We start from the raw sequence: 17,692 nt of genomic DNA, 5'->3' as shown, positions 1-17,692 counted from the left end.
GCAGATGATGAAAAAAGAGATCACTTTCACCGTGGTGGAATTGTGTCAGAGGGTGGAGATTTCAGAGGACGAGCTGGTCGAGATCGTCGGCCTGGGCGTTATCGTGCCGCTGGAGCCGGCGCAGCCACGCTGGGAGTTTGATTATCCGGCGCTGAGCCATCTGCAGCGCGCACGCAGGCTGCGGGCGGAGCTGGATCTGGACTGGCCGGGGATCGCCATGGCGCTGACGCTGCTCGACCGGGTTGATGCGCTACAGCAAGAGAACCGACAGCTGCGCAGGCAGCTGGCGCGTTTCCTGCAAACTTCCTGACCCGAGAGCTGAACGCCACCGGGCGCTTCCCGGTGGCGAAATTGCACAAAATTGGGCCGTCGCCCCACATTGCGCCGATAAAGGGCGAAATTTTGACGAACCCCCGTCGACATTCACTGAAAATTGTTGATAAATGGGGAAAAGAATAAGCTTTGTAACAATTTCGTCTAGAATACATACCATTAAACGCTGTCTCAAATGGCAAGGTTTTCTAACAATATTCGAGTCAGGCAATAAAGCCTTTGGGAGTAATACCATGCAAGAGAATCATAAGATCCTGGTTGTCGATGATGACATGCGCCTGCGCGCGCTTTTAGAACGTTATTTAACCGAGCAGGGCTTCCAGGTTCGCAGCGTTGCCAACGCTGAGCAAATGGATCGCTTGCTGACTCGTGAATCCTTCCATTTGATGGTGCTCGATCTGATGTTGCCGGGCGAAGACGGCCTGTCCATCTGCCGCCGCCTGCGCAGCCAGAGCAACCCGATGCCGATCATTATGGTCACCGCGAAAGGCGAAGAGGTCGATCGCATCGTGGGCCTGGAAATCGGCGCCGACGACTACATTCCTAAACCGTTCAACCCGCGTGAGCTGTTGGCTCGTATCCGCGCGGTGCTGCGCCGTCAGGCGAACGAACTGCCGGGCGCGCCTTCGCAGGAAGAAGCGGTGATCGCTTTCGGCAAATTCAAACTGAACCTCGGCACCCGCGAGATGTTCCGCGAAGACGAGCCGATGCCGTTGACCAGCGGCGAGTTCGCGGTACTGAAGGCGCTGGTCAGCCACCCGCGTGAACCGCTGTCGCGCGATAAGCTGATGAACCTGGCGCGTGGCCGCGAATACAGCGCCATGGAACGCTCCATCGACGTGCAGATCTCTCGTCTGCGCCGTATGGTTGAAGAAGATCCGGCGCATCCGCGTTATATCCAGACCGTGTGGGGTCTCGGCTACGTCTTCGTCCCGGACGGCAGTAAGGCATGAGGCGATTGCGCTTTTCACCGCGTAGCTCGTTTGCCCGAACCCTGTTGTTGATCGTCACCTTGCTGTTCGTCAGCCTGGTGACGACCTATCTGGTGGTGCTGAACTTCGCCATCCTGCCCAGCCTGCAGCAGTTCAACAAGGTATTGGCCTACGAAGTGCGTATGCTGATGACCGATCGGCTGCAGCTGGAGGACGGCACGCTGCTGGAGGTGCCGCCGGCGTTCCGCCGTGAGATCTACCGCGAGCTGGGCATCTCTCTCTACACCAACTCGGCGGCGGAGGAGAGCGGCCTGCGCTGGGCGCAGCACTACCAGTTCCTCAGCCAGCAGATGGCGCAGCAGCTCGGCGGGCCGACCGATGTGCGGGTGGAGGTGAACAAGAACTCCCCGGTGGTGTGGCTGAAAACCTGGCTGCAGCCCGATATCTGGGTGCGCGTGCCGCTGACGGAAATCCACCAGGGCGATTTCTCGCCGCTGTTCCGCTATACGCTGGCGATTATGCTGCTCGCGATCGGCGGCGCCTGGCTGTTTATTCGTATTCAAAACCGCCCGCTGGTGGAGCTGGAACATGCGGCGCTGCAGGTGGGCAAGGGCATTATTCCGCCGCCGCTGCGCGAGTATGGCGCTTCCGAAGTGCGGTCGGTGACTCGCGCATTCAATCAGATGGCGTCGGGCGTCAAACAGCTGGCGGATGACCGCACTTTGCTGATGGCCGGAGTCAGCCACGACCTGCGCACGCCGTTGACGCGCATCCGCCTGGCGACGGAGATGATGAGCGCCGAAGACGGCTATCTGGCCGAGTCGATCAATAAAGACATCGAAGAGTGCAACGCCATCATCGAGCAGTTCATCGATTATCTGCGCACCGGGCAGGAAATGCCGACCGAAAGCAGCGATCTGAACGCCATTTTAGGCGAAGTGGTCGCGGCCGAGAGCGGCTATGAGCGGGTGATTGAAACCGCGCTGTCGCCGGGCGAGCTGATGATGAACGTGCATCCGCTGTCGATTAAACGGGCGGCGGTGAATATGGTGGTGAACGCGGCGCGTTACGGCAACGGCTGGATCAAGGTCAGCAGCGGCCGTGAGCTGCAGCGCGGCTGGTTCCAGGTGGAAGATGACGGCCCGGGCATCAAGCCGGACGAGTTGAAGCACCTGCTGCAGCCGTTCGTACGCGGTGACAGCGCGCGCAGCACCAGCGGCACCGGCCTGGGGCTGGCGATCGTGCAGCGTATTATCGACGCGCATGACGGCGAACTGGATATCGGCACCAGCGAGCGCGGCGGGCTATTGATCCGCGCTTATATTCCGTTGCCGATGGAGAAAAAAGAGTCGACCAACGGCCATCAAACGGCCAGGGAAACCGCCTGACCTCTGATGTGGGCCGCGCCGCTGCGGCCCCGTCAGGACTTTCTGCTCATCACGTAGTATTCCGCCGCATCCTCATGCAACCGGCGGCCGGTCGGCGCCTGCCACGGATCGATTAATTCGATGCCGCAGTGGAGGAAGTCTTTGGTATTGCGGGTGGCCAGGGCGGCGCCGTAATGCAGGCAGGTGGCGGCGATTTGGGTATCGGGCACGCTCATCGCTTTACCCAACAGCCGATTCCTTGCCGTCAATTCCGCGTATTGCATCGCGCACAGCCCATCAAACGGCAATATCTGCCCCTCGAACTTCAATTCAATGGCGTCCGCCAATTTCAGCTTGAGATCCCGCTGGCGTTTGCCGTCGGGCATGCAGGCCACGCCGCTGAACAGTTCGGCGAGGACGATGGCGCTGAGATAGAGCTCGTCATTGTCCTTTTCATTTAACCAGTTAATGACGTTGTAGTACGGGCTGGGACGCAGCGTTTCTGAAATGACGTCGGTGTCGATAATGATCATGCGTTGTCATCTTCATCATCAAAGGTGACGATGCGTGGCGGCACGGCGTCACGCGGTGGGATCTCCAGCTCAACGCCGCCGAATTCGGCGAAGTGCTGATGCATCCAGGTACCCAATCCATAGCGCGGCGGCTTTTTCACCAGCGCCTGTTTCAGGATCATGCGCGCTTCCTCTTCCATGGAATGGCCGTTTTTCGCCGCTGAGATACGCAGCAGCTCTTTGATTTCGTCGTCCAGATTTCTGACGGTGATAGTAGCCATTGAAACCTCCTTTGCTATCAATGATTGCATTGACTTATTCTCTCGTCTCCCCGGTTAAAAAGCAATCAATTGAAATAAAAAAAGGCGCGGGATCCGCGCCTTAGCTGAAGAGGTAACGTTACCGAATTACAGCTTCGGGCCGGCGCTGACCAGCGCGGCGCCCGCAGGCGTGTCGGTGTATTTGTCGAAGTTGGTGATGAAGCGCTCGGCCAGATCCTGCGCTTTTTCCTGCCACTGCTCGAGGCTGGCGTAGGTGTTGCGCGGATCGAGGATCTCCGGGTTCACGCCAGGCAGCGCGGTCGGCATCGCCAGATCGAAGATAGGCAGGGTAACGGTTTCCGCCTTGTCGATTTCACCGCTCAGGATGGCGTCGATGATGCCGCGCGTATCTTTGATCGAGATGCGTTTGCCGGTGCCGTTCCAGCCGGTGTTGACCAGGTAAGCCTGGGCGCCGGCGGCCTGCATGCGTTTCACCAGCACTTCGGCGTACTGCGTCGGGTGCAGCGACAGGAATGCGGCGCCGAAGCAGGCGGAGAAGGTTGGCGTCGGCTCGGTCACGCCGCGCTCGGTGCCGGCCAGCTTGGCGGTGAAGCCGGACAGGAAGTGGTACTGAGTCTGGTTGGCGGTCAGGCGCGATACCGGCGGCAGCACGCCGAAGGCGTCGGCGGTCAGGAAGATCACCTTGGTGGCGTGACCCGCCTTGGACACCGGCTTGACGATGTTCTGGATATGGTAGATCGGGTAAGAAACGCGGGTATTCTCGGTTTTCGAACCGTCGTTGAAGTCGATGCTGCCGTCGGCCAACACGGTGACGTTTTCCAGCAGCGCATCGCGTTTGATGGCGTGGTAGATGTCCGGCTCGGCTTCTTCAGACAGCTTGATGGTCTTGGCGTAGCAACCGCCTTCGAAGTTGAACACGCCGTCGTCGTCCCAGCCGTGCTCGTCATCGCCGATCAGCTGACGCTTAGGATCGGTGGAGAGGGTGGTCTTGCCGGTGCCGGACAGGCCGAAGAACACCGCCACGTCGCCTTTCTCGCCCACGTTGGCCGAGCAGTGCATCGAGGCGATGCCTTTCAGCGGCAGCAGGTAGTTCATCATCGAGAACATGCCTTTCTTCATTTCGCCGCCGTACCAGGTGCCGCCGATCAGCTGCATGCGCTCGGTCAGGTTGAAGGCGACGAAGTTCTCCGAGTTCAGGCCTTGCTGCTGCCAGTTCGGGTTAGTGCATTTGGCGCCGTTCATCACCACGAAGTCCGGTTCGAAGTCTGCCAGCTCTTCGTCGCTCGGGCGGATGAACATGTTTTTCACGAAGTGCGCCTGCCAGGCCACCTCGGTGATGAAACGCACTTTCAGGCGCGAGTCGGCGTTGGCGCCGCAGAAGGTATCCACCACGAACAGGCGCTTGCCGGACAGTTGCTCGGTGACCAGGTGTTTCAGATCGGCCCAGACTTCCGGGCTGAGAGGTTTGTTGTCGTTTTTGCCTTTGCCCTGATCGGCCCACCACACGGTATCGCGGGTGATGTCGTCGCGGACGATGTATTTGTCTTTCGGCGAACGGCCGGTGAAGATGCCGGTATCGACGGAGACGGCACCCAGCTTGGTGACTACCCCACGCTCAAAACCTTCCAGAGATGGGTCTGTTTCTTCCTTAAACAGCAGTTCATAGCTCGGGTTGTGAACGATTTCGCTGACGTCGTGAATGCCGTAAGCGGCCAGATCCTGAGGGGTTATACCTTTAACGCGCATGTTACTACTCCTTGGTCACAGAATTTCTGGCGGCAATTGTAGGGATCTAACGGTGCGTAACCGCGATGGGTATCAAATATTTAACGTTTTAGGCGGTATTTCGTTACGATCTGAGAGATAGCACACGGAAAAAAGCAAACGTGCAAACGGCGGGGCTTGGCGGGCGCCGGGCGCGCCCGCCGAGAGGGTGTGACTTAGTGCAACCGGTCGCTTTCGCCGGCGTTGCCCGCATACAACGCGGCAACATCAACCGGGTCAAAGACATAGTGGCTGCCGCAGTAGTCGCAGTGCATGTCGATATTGCCGTCCTGCTCCAGCATGTCCGCCACTTCGTCGGTCGGCAGCGTCAGCAGCGCGTCGGCGCAACGCTGGCGTGAACAGGTACAACGGAATTGCACGTCCTGCGGTTCATACAGAGTGACTTCTTCCTGATGATACAGACGGTACAGCACCTCGTTGGCCGGCAGGCCGAACAGCTCTTCGCTTTTGACCGTGTTGGTCAGTTGCACCAGGTGATCGAAATCATCGAGGTTGCCGTCCTGCGCCGGCAGCACCTGCAGCAGCATGCCGGCCGCCGCGGCATTGCCTTCCGCTTCGCCGGTGCGGATGAACAGGCGGGTCGGCAACTGTTCAGACTGGCGGAAGTAAGCTTCCAGGCATTCGGCCAGCGTTTCCCCTTCCAGACCGACCACGCCCTGATAGCGTTCGCCTTCCGTTGGGGAAATGGTGATGACCATGACGCCGTTGCCGATCATCTGATGCAGGGTGCTGTCGTCGGCGATAGGCGCCTGGGTGCGCGCAACGCCGCGCATCTCCTGGCGGTTGTTGCCATTGATCACCGCCAGCTTCAGCGGGCCGTCGCCTTGCAGCTGAACGGTGATGTCGCCGTCGAACTTCAGGGTTGCGGTCAGCAGACTGGTGGCGACCAGCAGCTCGCCCAGCAGTTTTTGCACCGGCGCCGGGTAGTCGTGGTTGTTCAGGATCTGCTGATAGGTTTCGCTGACGGTAACCAGCTCGCCGCGCACCGCGTAGTTTTCAAACAGGTAACGGTGCAATTGGTCATGGTTGGACATAATCTTCTCTCATTGCGGTGAGGGGTTATTCCTGCTCACCAAATTTAAATTTCATCAGGTCGCGCCGCTCCTTTTTGTCCGGACGTCGGTCCGGATGCGGCATGGTCAACGCGTTCATCTTGCGCGCCAGCGCCATTTTTTCGCGGTTGGCGATGCTGGCTTCGGTTTCCTGATACATTTGCTGCGCCTCGTTGGCGCCGCGGCGTTGGCTGGTCAGCGCCAGCACGATCACCGTACGTTCTTCGTTGCCCTGCCGCAGTTTGAGCTCGGCGTTGAGCTCGACAATCTTGCTCGGCTTGCCGCGCTGGCCGTTGTAATGCACCTTGCCGCCGTCGATCATTTCGCGCGCCAGCGCGCGGGTCTTGTAGAAGCGTGCGGCCCACAGCCACTTATCCAGTCGGACCGCGTCGTCGCGCGTCGCTTTTTCCTTCATGCTTCCCCCTTGGGCAGCGCCGGTATCAGCAGGCGGTAGTCGCGCATCGACGGATGGCGCTGGAAGCTTTTCTCCGCCGTGCTGGAGTCCGGGTTTTGCACGCCCAGGCAGTAACGAATGCCGAAAGTGCGCGCCGCGTCGAGGATCGGCTCGCCGTCGTCGACAAACAGCGTGCGCTGCGGGTTGAATCCGGTGTGCTGTTGCACTGCCTGCCACAGACGCTGATCTTCTTTCGGATAACCAAATGTGTGGGTGGAAAACAATAAATCAAGGTGCCGATCGAGGCCGGTATGCTCGATTTTCACCGCCAGGCTGTGCGGATGGGCGTTGGTCAGCAAAATGGTTTGCAGGCCGGCGTCGCGCAGCGCCCGTAAAAAAGGCTCGGTGTCTTCGCGCAGCCGGGCGCGGCTGCCCACTTCGCTGGTCATGCGGTAAATGTCCAGATCCAGCCGCTCGCTCCAGTAATCGAAGCAATACCAGTTCATGGTGTGCTGCACCGCCTGGTATTCCCGCTCGATGATGTGGCGGGCTTCGTCGAACGGAATGGCGCGCCTTTCGCTCAGCGCCTGCGGCACCAGGCTGAGCCAAAAGTGGCTGTCGAACTCCAGATCCAGCAATGTGCCGTCCATGTCCAGCAGCACGGTATCGATCTGCGGCCAATCAAACTCGGGAACCATAAAAACTCCATGGGCGGACCGACGGGCAGTCCGCAGATGAGAATAATAGCGTTAGCGTAGCATAAGCGGATGACAGGGCCGAAGCCCCGGCGTCAGGTTCAGGCCATCGGCCGCATCGACATCGGATTGAGCTGCGGGTTGAAGCAGCTGTCGTAGTAACGCTGGATATCGGCGACGCGGTGCTGATTGATGCGCCGACGCTGCACCAGCCGCCAGGCGTTATAACCCAGGCTGACCACTACGGCCAGCAACAACAGGCTGGTGCCGAGATAGCGCCACAGGGTGATCATGTCCGGTTCGCTGTGCAACGCCACGTGGCGAGTGCCGTTGGCGTCAACGCTGAGGCTGGTGATCACGCCCTGCGCCTGGAATGGGGTATGCAGCAGCAGGTTGGACTGGCGCTGCAGCTCATTCCACTGGTCGAGCGCGTTGTATTCGCTTTGCGGCGTCTGCGGCTGGGGGTGACTGACCCACTGGCGGCCTTCGTCGCTGCGGATCAGGAAACCGCCTGGCGGCGGGCTGTTGAGCGCAGCGGCGGCCAGTCGCGTCTCATTGAAGATGAACGACGAGGTGGCCACTTTGGTCAGGCTTTCCAGCGATTCGGCGCTGACCGGACGAAGCAGGACGTTGACGCCTTGCAGCGCGCCGGATTTGGCGCGTTTCACCAGGCTGCTCCAGTTTTTCGCGTTGCCCAGGTTAACCAGCGCGTTTTTCAGCCGTACGCAGTCGTTTTCCGTCTGGCACAGATCCTGTGTTTTCAGCACGATATCGGAGAAATCGTCCAGCAGGATCATGCCGGATTTCTCGATGGCGCTGGCCAGCTGCGGGTTGACCTTCTGATCGGCGCCGCTCGGATGCAGCTGACCGCTGACCGTCGCCAGCAGGGCTGTCGCTTTGTCTATGACTTCCGATTCCGGCTGCGGCAGCGGGGCGGCGGTGTTCCAATAGATGCCGGAGCAGTCGAACGGCGCAAAATTGACGGCGCCGCCGCCGTTGGCCGGCGGCGGGACATAGCACATGCCGCTGCCGCGCACTTTCAGCGTGTCGCCGATGCGCAGCGGCGTGGCCTCCAGCGCCTGTACGCTGGTCACTTCCACTTTTTGCGCGCCTTGCAGCCAGGCCATGCTGAGGGTCAACGGCAGGTTGAGCGGGATATAGATCAGCAGCAGCAGCAGAACCAGCGCCGAGCTGGCGACCAGCACCGCATTGCGGCCCCACTGCTGCAACGGGAAATTCTTCACTTCGTCATGCAGCGACAGGAAACGCCCCTGCCGCACCACCTGACGGTTGAGATAGACGTCCACATCGGTGGTTTTGCCCAGATCCTGCGTCAGGTACGGTTGCCAGTGCGGCGGATAGATCAGATCGATAATGCCGAGCGAAATATTGCTGATCTGCCCCTGGCCGGATTCGCCGAACAGGCCCCAGCGCTTTGGCGTGCCGCGCAGGCAGTGGATCTCTTTCAACTCGCGCGACGCCGGGCGGCGGAACAGGTTCCACCCTCCCCAGGCGATCATCAGCACCGCCACGAAAATCATCCAGGGGATCACCAGCACCGGGCTGATCAGGCTGAAGAACAGCAGCAGCAGCGCGGCGGAGATGATGACGGCTTCACGGATGCCGTTCGGCCGGTTCAGCGCATGCTCTTCCGGCGTTTCCTTGCGAATGTTCACCAGCTCGACATGCTCGCTCTCTTCCTTGCGGATGGAGGCGTTTTTGGTCGGCGCGGCGGTCACGACCGGCGGCTGCGGCCGGTCGTGGATATGATCTTTCAGCGAGTGCCCATTGAGCGAAATCACCAGCGGCAGCGTCTGGGTTCGGATCACTTCCACATGGTTGTCGGCGGTGATGTAGGGTTCCCAAAATGGCGGCAGATGTACCTCTTCGGCATCGAGGTAATAGCGCCATTTATTGGGATCGTCGCTGGCCAGCCCGTAACGGGTGATGGCGTGCGTCACGGGATAAACGTTATCGCTTTGCGGGGTGAGCGCCAGTTTGGCTGCGGGCAGCGTAGCGCCGCCGCCGGGCAACAGTTTGTTGCTCAGCTTGTTTTGTTGATTAAGGTAGAACTCGACCGCCGCGCGTTCTTCGTCGGTCAGCTTGCGGTGGGCGGGTTTGATAAACGGCAGCGTGCGCGCCAGCGCCGTCGGGTGGCGGGCCTTGAACCACAGGTACAGGCCGGCGGCAATCAGGCAGACAAGCACTAAGGCCAATATCAACACTATTGTGCTCATGCAATCCCCATCTCACACCCGTGAATTTCGCCAACCTGATGAAAAGCTGAATATTATACGGAGTAAACCGCCAGGAGGCACCCAGAACTAATGAGGGAACAAACAGATTTTCGCTTTGGATCTCATTCCTTCATGAAGCAAGGTCATTTTATCACTGATTCTTGCCTGCGTGATACTAGCAACCGGCCCCTGCCGTCGATATCGGCATTATCCTATTTTCATGCGCGCTGTTTGCTGAATCAGTGCAGAAAATCGCCCGCGGCTGGCGACGCTTGTTAAAAGAAAGTAAATTACTGTTCATGCGCGTTGCGGCCGAGCTTGTCCTTAACGCACAATGTGATCAAGATCGAATTTGGTCAGCGTTTGAGCGCCAACGAGCCGTGCGTTACGCCAATCATTTTTTCGGTTGCCCTGTCCGCGCCTGGGCAACCTCTTTGAGGCAATCATGGATAAACACCTGCAAAAACCTAAAATTCTGAAAGTGGAAACGGTCGCGCGTTCGCGTTTGTTCAACGTCGAGTCGGTCGATTTGGAATTCAGCAACGGTGTGCGGCGGGTGTATGAGCGCATGCGGCCTTCGGATCGCGAAGCGGTGATGATTGTGCCGGTGATTGGCGATGACCTGCTGCTGATCCGCGAATATGCGGTGGGCACTGAATCCTATGAGCTCGGCTTCCCGAAAGGGTTGATCGATCCCGGCGAGGGGGTGCTGGAGGCGGCCAACCGCGAGCTGATGGAAGAGGTGGGATTCGGCGCCAGACGCTTTGATTTCCTCAGCAAGCTGACGATGGCGCCATCCTACTTTTCCAGCAAAATGAATATCGTGCTGGCACACGATCTCTACCCGCAGAGCCTGGAGGGGGACGAACCGGAACCCCTGCCGCAGGTGCGCTGGCCGATCGCCAACATGATGGCGCTGCTGGCGGAACCGGATTTCCGTGAGGCGCGCAACGTCAGCGCGCTGTTCCTCTCCGAGGCGTTTCTGCGCGCTTCGCGCTGAGACGCTTCACGCCGCATAAAAAAAGGGCCAGATTTCTCTGGCCCTTTTCGATCAGAACAGCTCGTGGCTTTCGCCGCCCGGATCGGTCAGCGTGGTGCCGGTATCGCGCGATGGGTAGTCCGTCGGCTGCGTTCCTTCGATAAAGTACTCGGAACGGCTGCCGCCGCCACCGCCAGAGAGCTTGCCGCTGCTCTTGTCGATGGTGACGCTGATGATGCCCGGCGGCGGCGTGACTTTCTGCTCCGGAATGCCTTCCAGCGCGATCTTCATGAAGTCGTCCCACGCCGGCTGGGCGCTCTTGGCACCGCCTTCGCCGCCGGAAATCTGATCCGGGATGGCGCCGGACACCGTCGAACGGCCCAGATCGCGGCGGTGATCGTCGAAGCCGATCCACACCGACGTCACGGTATCCGGGCCATAGCCGGAGAACCAGGCGTCTTTGGAACTGTTGGTGGTACCGGTTTTACCGCCGATATCATGACGTTTCAGATCGCGCCCGGCGCGCCAGGCGGTGCCCATCCAACCCGGTTCACCGAAGATGTTGCTGTTCAGCGCGTCGTGGATCAGGAAGGCCAGCGGCGTGCTGATCACGTGCGGCGCATACTGTTGGTCGCCGTCCTGCTGCACCTGAGCCGGGGTTACCTGCTCCAGCTGCGGCATCGGCACCGTGCTGTTGCTGCCTTCCTGCGAGGTGGCGACGTTTTCGATGTTGTCATCGGACAGCACGGCCGAACGGTGAGTATCACCGTAGATCACCGGCAGGTTGCAGCTGCTGCAAACCACTTTAGGTTTGGCTTCGAACACCGTATTGCCGTTGTCGTCTTCAATTTTGGTGATGAAGTACGGATCGACCAGGTAACCGCCGTTCGCCAGCACCGCGTAACCGCGCACCAGCTGCATCGGGGTGAAGGAAGCGGAGCCCAGCGCCAGCGATTCGGTATGCACGATGTTCTGTGCCGGGAAGCCGAAGCGCTGCAGATATTCCGCCGCGTAGTCGACGCCCATCGCACGCATCGCGCGCACCATCACCACGTTCTTCGACTGCCCCAGCCCTTGACGCAGACGAATCGGGCCATCGTAGGTCGGCGGCGAGTTCTTCGGCCGCCAGTCGGTGCCGGCGCCGGCATCCCAACGGGTGATCGGCAAGTCGTTCAGGATGGTGGCCAGCGTCAGGCCTTTATCCATCGCGGCGGTATACAGGAACGGTTTGATGTTCGAGCCCACCTGACGCAGGGCCTGCGTGACGCGGTTGAACTTGCTCTGGTTGAAATCGAAGCCGCCGACCAGCGCTTTCACCGCACCGTCGTTCGGGTTGATGGAAACCAGCGCCGAGTTGACGTCCGGCACCTGCGACAGCCACCAGGCCTCGTTCACTTTACGCACCCAGACCTGCTGGCCTGGCTGCACCACGTCGGTGACGCGTTTCGGCGTTGGGCCTTGCTGAGTGTCTGAACGGTATGGCCGCGCCCAGCGCATGGTGGCCATCGGCAGGGCAATGCTGCTGCCGTCGGCCAGCATCGCCGTCGCTTCCTGCGGGTTGGCGGCGGTGATGACCGCCGGCGCCAGCGGGCCGTAGTTCGGCAGGTTTTTCAGCGAGTCGACAATCTGTTTGCGATCCCAGGCCGCTTCGCCGACTTTCCACAGCACGTTTGACGGGCCGCGATAGCCGTGGCGCATGTCATAGGCCAACACGTTATTGCGCACCGATTCCTGCGCCGCCAGCTGCAGCCGTTTGGTCACGGTGGTGTAAACCTTATAACCGTCGGTATAGGCGTTTTCACCGTAGCGCTTGATCATCTCCTGACGCACCATCTCGGAGAGATACGGGGCGGAGAAGCTGATTTCCGGCGCATGGTAGTTGGCGACCAGATCTTCAGAACGCGCCTGATCGTACTGCGCCTGCGTGATGTAGTGTTCGTCCAGCATGCGCGACAGCACTACGTTGCGACGGGCAACGGCGCGATCGTGCGAATAGAGCGGGTTGAAGGTGGACGGCGCTTTCGGCAGGCCGGCGATGGTCGCCATCTCGCTCAGGGTGAGCTGGCTGACGTCCTTGCCGAAATAGACCTGCGCGGCGGCGCCCACGCCGTAAGCGCGATAACCCAGGTAGATCTTGTTCAAATACAGCTCAAGGATTTCATCTTTGGTCAGCATCTGCTCGATGCGTACCGCCAGGAAGGCTTCCTTGATTTTACGCATCAGGGTGCGTTCCGGGCTTAAGAAGAAGTTACGCGCCAGCTGTTGGGTAATGGTGCTGGCCCCCTGGGAAGCGTGGCCGGAGACCAACGCGATGGAGGCCGCGCGGAAGATGCCGACCGGATCGACACCGTGGTGATCATAGAAGCGGCTGTCTTCGGTGGCGATAAATGCGTGCACCATCACCGGCGGAATTTGATCCAACTTCAGCGGAATGCGGCGCTTCTCGCCGTACTGGGCGATCAGTTCGCCATCGGCGCTGTAAACCTGCATCGGTATCTGCAGCCGCACGTCTTTCAGCGTTGCGACGTCGGGCAGCTGCGGCTCGACATATTTGTACAAGCCGAAAATCGAGGCTGCTCCCAGCACGATGCAACATACTGCAAGGATTAGTAAATACTTTACGAACTTCACCTGAGATTTCCCATTTCTAAGTCATTTGGGCAGTTTATAAACAACCGCGCGGTAGTATAAAGGCAAGCCTGCGACATGGATATGTTCTTTTATCATCGGATGTTATGGAGGCTTGTGAAACATGTTCCCTCAAGCATGGCAGGTGGGGCTGGATATACAAATCGACTGCGTGCGGGCGCTGGCGGTCCAACGCCGCCGCAACGGCTGGCAACTGCGTCACTGGTGGCAACAGACGCTGCCGCAGGCGGTTTTACGCGACGGCTGCCTGGCACCTTCCGAAGCCCTGATCCGGGCGCTGCGGCAATGGCGCGTCCAACTGCCGCGACATATTTCCTTACGCATTGCCCTGCCGGCGCAGCGGGTGTTGCAACAGTGCATGGCGCAGCCGGACGCGCGTCTGCGCGAGCCGGAACGCAGCGACTATATCGTTGGCCACGGCGTGAAGCAGTTCCCACTCGACGGCCAGACGCTGGTGCTCGACTATCGCGCCGCGCCGGCGGAGGGGGCGGCGCTGCTGTTGACCGCCGCGCGGCGGCAGGAGCTGCAGCAGTGGCTGCACTGTCTGCGCCAGGCGGGCCTGCATCCGCAAGCGGTCGATATTACGCCTTGCGCGCTGCGGATGATGGCGACGGCGGCGGGCGTGCCGCACACCGCGGGGCTGATGCATCGTCTCGAGCGAGAATGGCTGTGGGTGGCGCCGGCCGACGGCGCGTTCGCGTTCGGGCTGACGCCGGGCGACGATGACGCGCAGGCGCTGCGGGCGCTGCAAGCCCAGACGCCGACGGACGATGATCGACCGGTCTATGCCGGCAGCGTGCTGGCAGGAGCCTTGCCCGTCGGCTGCCTTTCCTGGTCGCCGCTCAGCGCCTTCACGCAGCTGCGTCCGCCGTTGCCCGTGCATCCCTCAGCGTTCGCGTTGGCCGGCGGTCTGGCGCTGCGCGAGGAGGACCGCTGATGTACCAGGTCAACTTTTTGCCCTGGCGGCAACGTCGCGATCGGCGGCGCGGCTGCTTCTGGCTGGGCGTGTTGCTGTTGCAGATAACGGTGCTGTTGCTGGCGCTGTTCCTCGTCGCCGGCCAACTGCGTCATCAACAGGCGCAGCGTCAGGAGCGGCTGGCGCTGTTGGAAGAAGAGCTGGCGGCAGTGACGCTGCTCGTCCGTCAGCAGCAGCTAGAGCGGGCGCAACGGGCGCGATACAGCGCCCTCGCTGAACGGCAGGCGCGCAATGCCCAACATAACCGGCGTTATTTGCAACTGCTGCAGCAACTCTCCTCCTGCCTCCCCCCACCGCTGTGGCTCACGGCGTTGGACAGCGATGCGGCGAACGGCCTGCGGCTGCGTGGATTGAGCCGTTCTCCTGCCGCCATTTCGCAGTTCGAACGGCGGCTGGCGGGGATGCCCGCGTTACCGCGGCTGCGTTTGGCGGAGGTGGCGCAACGCGACGACGGCCTGTACGCCTTTCATCTGGTGGCGCAATGGGGGCGTGATGGATAACCGTTTGCCATCTGGGCTGCGCTTCTTGCTGGGCCTGTCGGGCCGGCGATTGCTGGCCGCGCAATGGCTGGGCATCGGCACGTTGGCGTTGTTGGGTGGGGGCTGGATGCTGCAAGACGAATGGCGTCAGCGGGAAAGTGCGACAGAGCGGCAACAGCGCCTGCTGCAACAGATCGCCGTGGCGCAGCGCCAACTGGACGAGGCGCCGGTCGCCCTGATGCCGCCGACGCCGCTCGCTCCGGCCGCCACCGGCGATCTGACGAACGGGCTGCAACGTGCGGGGGGCGCCTTATTGCGCTGGCAGCGGCAGGAAAAACCGCCGCGGCAAACGCTGAGCTTGCGCATTGACTACCCCGGTTTGTTGGCGCTGCTGGAGGCGCTGCCCGCCGATTTGCGTCTCGAACAATTGAGCGTGGAGACGCCGCCGCAGGGCATGACGGCGCGGTTGGTTTTACAGGATGCCGCCGAGGAGCTGGCCGATGAGTAGAAGATCCGGCCGTTGGTGGTGGCTGCTATGGCCGTGGGCCTTATGCGCCGAACCGCGCGACCCGTTTGCGCCGCCCCCGATGCCTGCTTGCGCCCAGACAGAGACATCCCCGGCGGGCTGGCGACTGAAAGGCGTCATCGGGCAACCGACGCAGCGCTATGGCTGGGTGGTGACGCCGGCGGGGCAATGGTTGCGCCTGCGGCCGCAACAACGGGTGCTTGCCGAGCGCTGGCAGGTGACGCAGGTGCAGGCGCGCAGCCTGACGTTGAAGGCGCTGACGGCCGAACCGGAGTGCCCGACGAGCCGCGACGACATATCGCTGATGATCGACGACAAGGATGACAAATCATGAAAGGACGCGCTGGACTGGGCTTGGCGCTAGGGTGTTTGGCGCTCGGCGCTGCGCAGGCTCAGGATAAACAGATAATCTCATTGGAGTTTCAGGATGCGCCGGTCACGGTCATCCTGCAGGCCTTGGCGGATTATCGGCAGATGAACCTGATCGCCGCGCCGGGCGTGAGCGGCAACCTGACGCTGCGGTTGGAGGATGTGCCCTGGCCCCAGGCGCTGGCGCTGACCCTGCGTATGGGCAAACTGACGATGACGCGGGAGGGTAACGTGATGCTGATCTCCCCGGAGCCGGATGCGCGGGAAAAAAGACAGCTGCAAGAGGCGCTGGCGCAGCGGCAACCCTTGCACAGCCTGACGATGACCGTGCAAAACGGCGATGCGGCGGAAATTGCCGAAAGCCTCAACGCCCAACGTGGCGCGTTGCTGAGCGAGCGTGGCAGCGTGTTGGCGGATAAACGCACCAATACGCTGCTGCTGCGCGACACCGCGCCGATTGTGGCGCAGTTGAAAAAGCGGATAACGGAAATGGATGCGCCGCTGGCACAGGTGCAACTGGCGGCGCATATCGTGACCATCAACAGCGAAAGCCTGCGTGAGCTCGGCGTGCGTTGGGGATTGGCGCCCGACGACAGGCCGGCGCGGCCGCTGCGGCCGGGCAATATCGGCGTTAACCTGCCGTTGGAGCGCAGCGCGGTGAGCGCCGGTTTCCATCTGGCGCGCATCAGCGGGCGTTTGCTGAGCCTGGAGCTGACGGCGCTGGAGCAGGAAAATCAGGTGGAGATCATCGCCAGCCCGCGTCTCCTGACGGCGCATCTGCAAACCGCCAGCATCAAGCAAGGGACGGAGATCCCTTATGAAGTGTCCAGCGGCGCCAGCGGTGCGACCGCCATCGAGTTTAAAGAGGCGGTGCTGGGCATGGAGGTGACGCCGAAGGTGTTGCCGGACGGGCGCATCACGCTGACGCTGCAGATCAGCCAAAATATGCCGGGGCGCGCCATCAGCCGAGGGGCCGGAGAGGCGTTGACCATCGATAAACAGGAGATTAAGACGCAGATCACGGTGAAAAACGGCGAAACCCTGGTGCTCGGCGGCATTTTTCAACGGCATCGCGGCAAGACGGCGGACAAGGTGCCGGGACTGGGGGATGCGCCGCTGCTGGGGGGCTTGTTCCGGCAGAGCGGCGCACAACAGAAAAAACGCGAGCTGGTGATCTTTATTACGCCGACCCTGATTAAGGGATAAGCGGCGGCCTGTCGGCCGGGCGGCAAATCGCCTAAAGTTGATGAGCAGATACACTTTTTTATCCCCTTGGGGGGATCTGCGTTTGACGCTGCGGCCGATTTAGCTTACAAGGGTTACCGAATTGAGCACCGAGGTTTTTTGTTAGCGCCAAGACGCCGTTAAAAACATATGGTTTCCCTCCCGCGGCGTGGATTGCGATTTATTCGGTTGCCAAACTACCAAGAGTGTTGAGATAATTTTTCGTCTGATCTCGCACTATCGCTCATGAGGTTTCAGTTTAGGTCCCGCCGCTGATTTGATTGGCGGGGCGGGTTAACATTAACGAATTGTCTTAGTAATACCGAAAAACATGGCAGAGAAACGCAATATCTTTCTGGTTGGGCCTATGGGTGCCGGCAAAAGCACTATTGGCCGTCAGTTAGCTCAGCAACTCAATATGGAGTTCTTCGACTCCGATCAAGAAATTGAGCGACGTACCGGAGCTGACGTGGGCTGGGTATTCGACGTGGAAGGGGAAGAAGGTTTCCGCGATCGTGAAGAAAAAGTCATTAATGAACTGACGGAAAAACAAGGGATTGTGTTGGCGACCGGCGGCGGTTCGGTGAAGTCGCGCGAAACGCGCAACCGTCTGTCCGCGCGCGGCGTGGTGGTTTATCTCGAAACCACGATCGAAAAGCAGTTGGCTCGTACCCAGCGTGATAAAAAACGCCCGCTGCTGCAGGTTGATTCTCCGCCGCGTGAAGTGCTGGAAGCTTTGGCGAAAGAGCGCAATCCGTTGTATGAAGAGATTGCCGATGTCACCATTCGCACCGACGATCAGAGCGCTAAAGTGGTTGCCAACCAGATCATCAACATGCTGGAAAGCAACTGATTGCCGATTTTCGCGTTCGCCGTCGGCTAATGCGGAAAACTGATTTGTG

General features: G+C 60.5%; 18 protein-coding genes. 10 read left to right on the top strand and 8 right to left on the bottom strand.

Features of this window, described 5'->3' with window-relative positions; all coding sequences use genetic code 11:
- Positions 1-4 precede the first annotated feature (4 nt).
- From ACORQT_RS22880 to envZ, 3 genes are all read left to right on the top strand, one after another.
- Positions 5-310, top strand: coding sequence for a chaperone modulator CbpM (locus ACORQT_RS22880; protein WP_004930739.1), 306 nt, complete (start codon positions 5-7; stop codon positions 308-310).
- A gap of 256 nt (positions 311-566) precedes the next feature.
- Positions 567-1,286: an osmolarity response regulator transcription factor OmpR gene (gene ompR, locus ACORQT_RS22875; RefSeq protein ID WP_004709363.1), complete on the top strand. Its 720-nt coding sequence runs from the start codon at positions 567-569 to the stop codon at positions 1,284-1,286.
- Positions 1,283-2,653, top strand: a complete 1,371-nt coding sequence (envZ, locus tag ACORQT_RS22870; RefSeq protein WP_033645286.1) for a two-component system sensor histidine kinase EnvZ — start codon at positions 1,283-1,285, stop codon at positions 2,651-2,653. Before ompR ends, envZ begins: the two co-directional genes overlap by 4 nt.
- 32 nt (positions 2,654-2,685) lie before the next feature.
- On the opposite strand, the gene ACORQT_RS22865 is transcribed toward envZ, so the two are convergent.
- The 7 genes from ACORQT_RS22865 to ACORQT_RS22835 form a co-directional block, all read right to left on the bottom strand.
- Positions 2,686-3,165, bottom strand: coding sequence for a type II toxin-antitoxin system VapC family toxin (locus ACORQT_RS22865; RefSeq protein ID WP_033645285.1), 480 nt, complete (start codon positions 3,163-3,165; stop codon positions 2,686-2,688).
- Positions 3,162-3,425 (bottom strand): FitA-like ribbon-helix-helix domain-containing protein, encoded by a 264-nt coding sequence (locus ACORQT_RS22860; protein WP_004930730.1) that lies wholly within the window; start codon positions 3,423-3,425, stop codon positions 3,162-3,164. The genes ACORQT_RS22865 and ACORQT_RS22860 overlap by 4 nt, the downstream gene beginning before the upstream one ends.
- Before the next feature lie 126 nt (positions 3,426-3,551).
- Complete coding sequence (gene pckA, locus ACORQT_RS22855) at positions 3,552-5,171, bottom strand: phosphoenolpyruvate carboxykinase (ATP) (RefSeq protein ID WP_015379308.1); 1,620 nt, start codon at positions 5,169-5,171, stop codon at positions 3,552-3,554.
- A 194-nt stretch (positions 5,172-5,365) separates the two neighbouring features.
- Complete coding sequence (gene hslO, locus ACORQT_RS22850) at positions 5,366-6,244, bottom strand: Hsp33 family molecular chaperone HslO (protein ID WP_033645284.1); 879 nt, start codon at positions 6,242-6,244, stop codon at positions 5,366-5,368.
- Positions 6,245-6,269: 25 nt separating this feature from the next.
- On the bottom strand, positions 6,270-6,677 hold the full coding sequence (hslR, locus tag ACORQT_RS22845) for a ribosome-associated heat shock protein Hsp15 (protein WP_033645283.1): 408 nt from the start codon (positions 6,675-6,677) through the stop codon (positions 6,270-6,272).
- A complete protein-coding gene (yrfG, locus tag ACORQT_RS22840) occupies positions 6,674-7,354 on the bottom strand; it encodes a GMP/IMP nucleotidase (protein ID WP_047026496.1) in 681 nt (226 codons plus the stop codon). Before yrfG ends, hslR begins: the two co-directional genes overlap by 4 nt.
- A gap of 98 nt (positions 7,355-7,452) precedes the next feature.
- Complete coding sequence (locus ACORQT_RS22835; protein WP_042785500.1) at positions 7,453-9,588, bottom strand: intracellular growth attenuator family protein; 2,136 nt, start codon at positions 9,586-9,588, stop codon at positions 7,453-7,455.
- A gap of 445 nt (positions 9,589-10,033) precedes the next feature.
- Here ACORQT_RS22835 and nudE point away from each other — a divergent pair, with 445 nt between their 5' ends.
- On the top strand, positions 10,034-10,588 hold the full coding sequence (gene nudE, locus ACORQT_RS22830; RefSeq protein ID WP_033645281.1) for an ADP compounds hydrolase NudE: 555 nt from the start codon (positions 10,034-10,036) through the stop codon (positions 10,586-10,588).
- 51 nt (positions 10,589-10,639) lie between these two features.
- Here the strand turns inward: nudE and mrcA are convergent, their stop codons facing one another.
- Complete coding sequence (gene mrcA / locus ACORQT_RS22825; protein ID WP_033645280.1) at positions 10,640-13,198, bottom strand: peptidoglycan glycosyltransferase/peptidoglycan DD-transpeptidase MrcA; 2,559 nt, start codon at positions 13,196-13,198, stop codon at positions 10,640-10,642.
- A 121-nt stretch (positions 13,199-13,319) separates the two neighbouring features.
- Here mrcA and pilM point away from each other — a divergent pair, with 121 nt between their 5' ends.
- The 6 genes from pilM to aroK all read left to right on the top strand — a co-directional run bounded on the left by pilM (position 13,320) and on the right by aroK (position 17,643).
- Entirely contained in the window at positions 13,320-14,153 is an 834-nt protein-coding gene (gene pilM, locus ACORQT_RS22820; RefSeq protein WP_042785499.1) for a type IV pilus biogenesis protein PilM, read from the top strand.
- Positions 14,153-14,692: a PilN domain-containing protein gene (locus tag ACORQT_RS22815; RefSeq protein WP_042785498.1), complete on the top strand. Its 540-nt coding sequence runs from the start codon at positions 14,153-14,155 to the stop codon at positions 14,690-14,692. Before pilM ends, ACORQT_RS22815 begins: the two co-directional genes overlap by 1 nt.
- The gene (locus ACORQT_RS22810) at positions 14,685-15,179 is read left to right on the top strand and encodes a hypothetical protein (RefSeq protein ID WP_033645277.1); all 495 of its coding nucleotides are present in this window, start codon (positions 14,685-14,687) and stop codon (positions 15,177-15,179) included. The genes ACORQT_RS22815 and ACORQT_RS22810 overlap by 8 nt, the downstream gene beginning before the upstream one ends.
- Complete coding sequence (locus tag ACORQT_RS22805) at positions 15,172-15,531, top strand: HofP DNA utilization family protein (RefSeq protein ID WP_033645276.1); 360 nt, start codon at positions 15,172-15,174, stop codon at positions 15,529-15,531. Before ACORQT_RS22810 ends, ACORQT_RS22805 begins: the two co-directional genes overlap by 8 nt.
- Positions 15,528-16,772, top strand: a complete 1,245-nt coding sequence (hofQ, locus tag ACORQT_RS22800; protein WP_072626823.1) for a DNA uptake porin HofQ — start codon at positions 15,528-15,530, stop codon at positions 16,770-16,772. Before ACORQT_RS22805 ends, hofQ begins: the two co-directional genes overlap by 4 nt.
- A 349-nt stretch (positions 16,773-17,121) precedes the next feature.
- Complete coding sequence (aroK, locus tag ACORQT_RS22795; RefSeq protein WP_004391482.1) at positions 17,122-17,643, top strand: shikimate kinase AroK; 522 nt, start codon at positions 17,122-17,124, stop codon at positions 17,641-17,643.
- Positions 17,644-17,692 lie beyond the last annotated feature (49 nt).

It is taken from the genome of Serratia sp. (in: enterobacteria) (assembly GCF_052400455.1).
Taxonomy (GTDB): Bacteria; Pseudomonadota; Gammaproteobacteria; order Enterobacterales; family Enterobacteriaceae; genus Serratia; species Serratia ureilytica.
The sequence above is the reverse complement of the archived record's forward strand: the minus strand, read 5'-3'. Positions and strand labels throughout refer to the sequence as shown.

Excerpts from the sequence above, each read along its gene's own strand:
- ACORQT_RS22880 (WP_004930739.1), top strand. The coding sequence starts at position 5 with ATGATGAAAAAAGAGATCACTTTCACCGTGGTGGAATTGTGTCAGAGG.
- ompR (WP_004709363.1), top strand. The coding sequence starts at position 567 with ATGCAAGAGAATCATAAGATCCTGGTTGTCGATGATGACATGCGCCTG.
- envZ (WP_033645286.1), top strand. The coding sequence starts at position 1,283 with ATGAGGCGATTGCGCTTTTCACCGCGTAGCTCGTTTGCCCGAACCCTG.
- ACORQT_RS22865 (WP_033645285.1), bottom strand. The coding sequence starts at position 3,165 with ATGATCATTATCGACACCGACGTCATTTCAGAAACGCTGCGTCCCAGC.
- ACORQT_RS22860 (WP_004930730.1), bottom strand. The coding sequence starts at position 3,425 with ATGGCTACTATCACCGTCAGAAATCTGGACGACGAAATCAAAGAGCTG.
- pckA (WP_015379308.1), bottom strand. The coding sequence starts at position 5,171 with ATGCGCGTTAAAGGTATAACCCCTCAGGATCTGGCCGCTTACGGCATT.
- hslO (WP_033645284.1), bottom strand. The coding sequence starts at position 6,244 with ATGTCCAACCATGACCAATTGCACCGTTACCTGTTTGAAAACTACGCG.
- hslR (WP_033645283.1), bottom strand. The coding sequence starts at position 6,677 with ATGAAGGAAAAAGCGACGCGCGACGACGCGGTCCGACTGGATAAGTGG.
- yrfG (WP_047026496.1), bottom strand. The coding sequence starts at position 7,354 with ATGGTTCCCGAGTTTGATTGGCCGCAGATCGATACCGTGCTGCTGGAC.
- ACORQT_RS22835 (WP_042785500.1), bottom strand. The coding sequence starts at position 9,588 with ATGAGCACAATAGTGTTGATATTGGCCTTAGTGCTTGTCTGCCTGATT.
- nudE (WP_033645281.1), top strand. The coding sequence starts at position 10,034 with ATGGATAAACACCTGCAAAAACCTAAAATTCTGAAAGTGGAAACGGTC.
- pilM (WP_042785499.1), top strand. The coding sequence starts at position 13,320 with ATGTTCCCTCAAGCATGGCAGGTGGGGCTGGATATACAAATCGACTGC.
- ACORQT_RS22815 (WP_042785498.1), top strand. The coding sequence starts at position 14,153 with ATGTACCAGGTCAACTTTTTGCCCTGGCGGCAACGTCGCGATCGGCGG.
- ACORQT_RS22810 (WP_033645277.1), top strand. The coding sequence starts at position 14,685 with ATGGATAACCGTTTGCCATCTGGGCTGCGCTTCTTGCTGGGCCTGTCG.
- ACORQT_RS22805 (WP_033645276.1), top strand. The coding sequence starts at position 15,172 with ATGAGTAGAAGATCCGGCCGTTGGTGGTGGCTGCTATGGCCGTGGGCC.
- hofQ (WP_072626823.1), top strand. The coding sequence starts at position 15,528 with ATGAAAGGACGCGCTGGACTGGGCTTGGCGCTAGGGTGTTTGGCGCTC.
- aroK (WP_004391482.1), top strand. The coding sequence starts at position 17,122 with ATGGCAGAGAAACGCAATATCTTTCTGGTTGGGCCTATGGGTGCCGGC.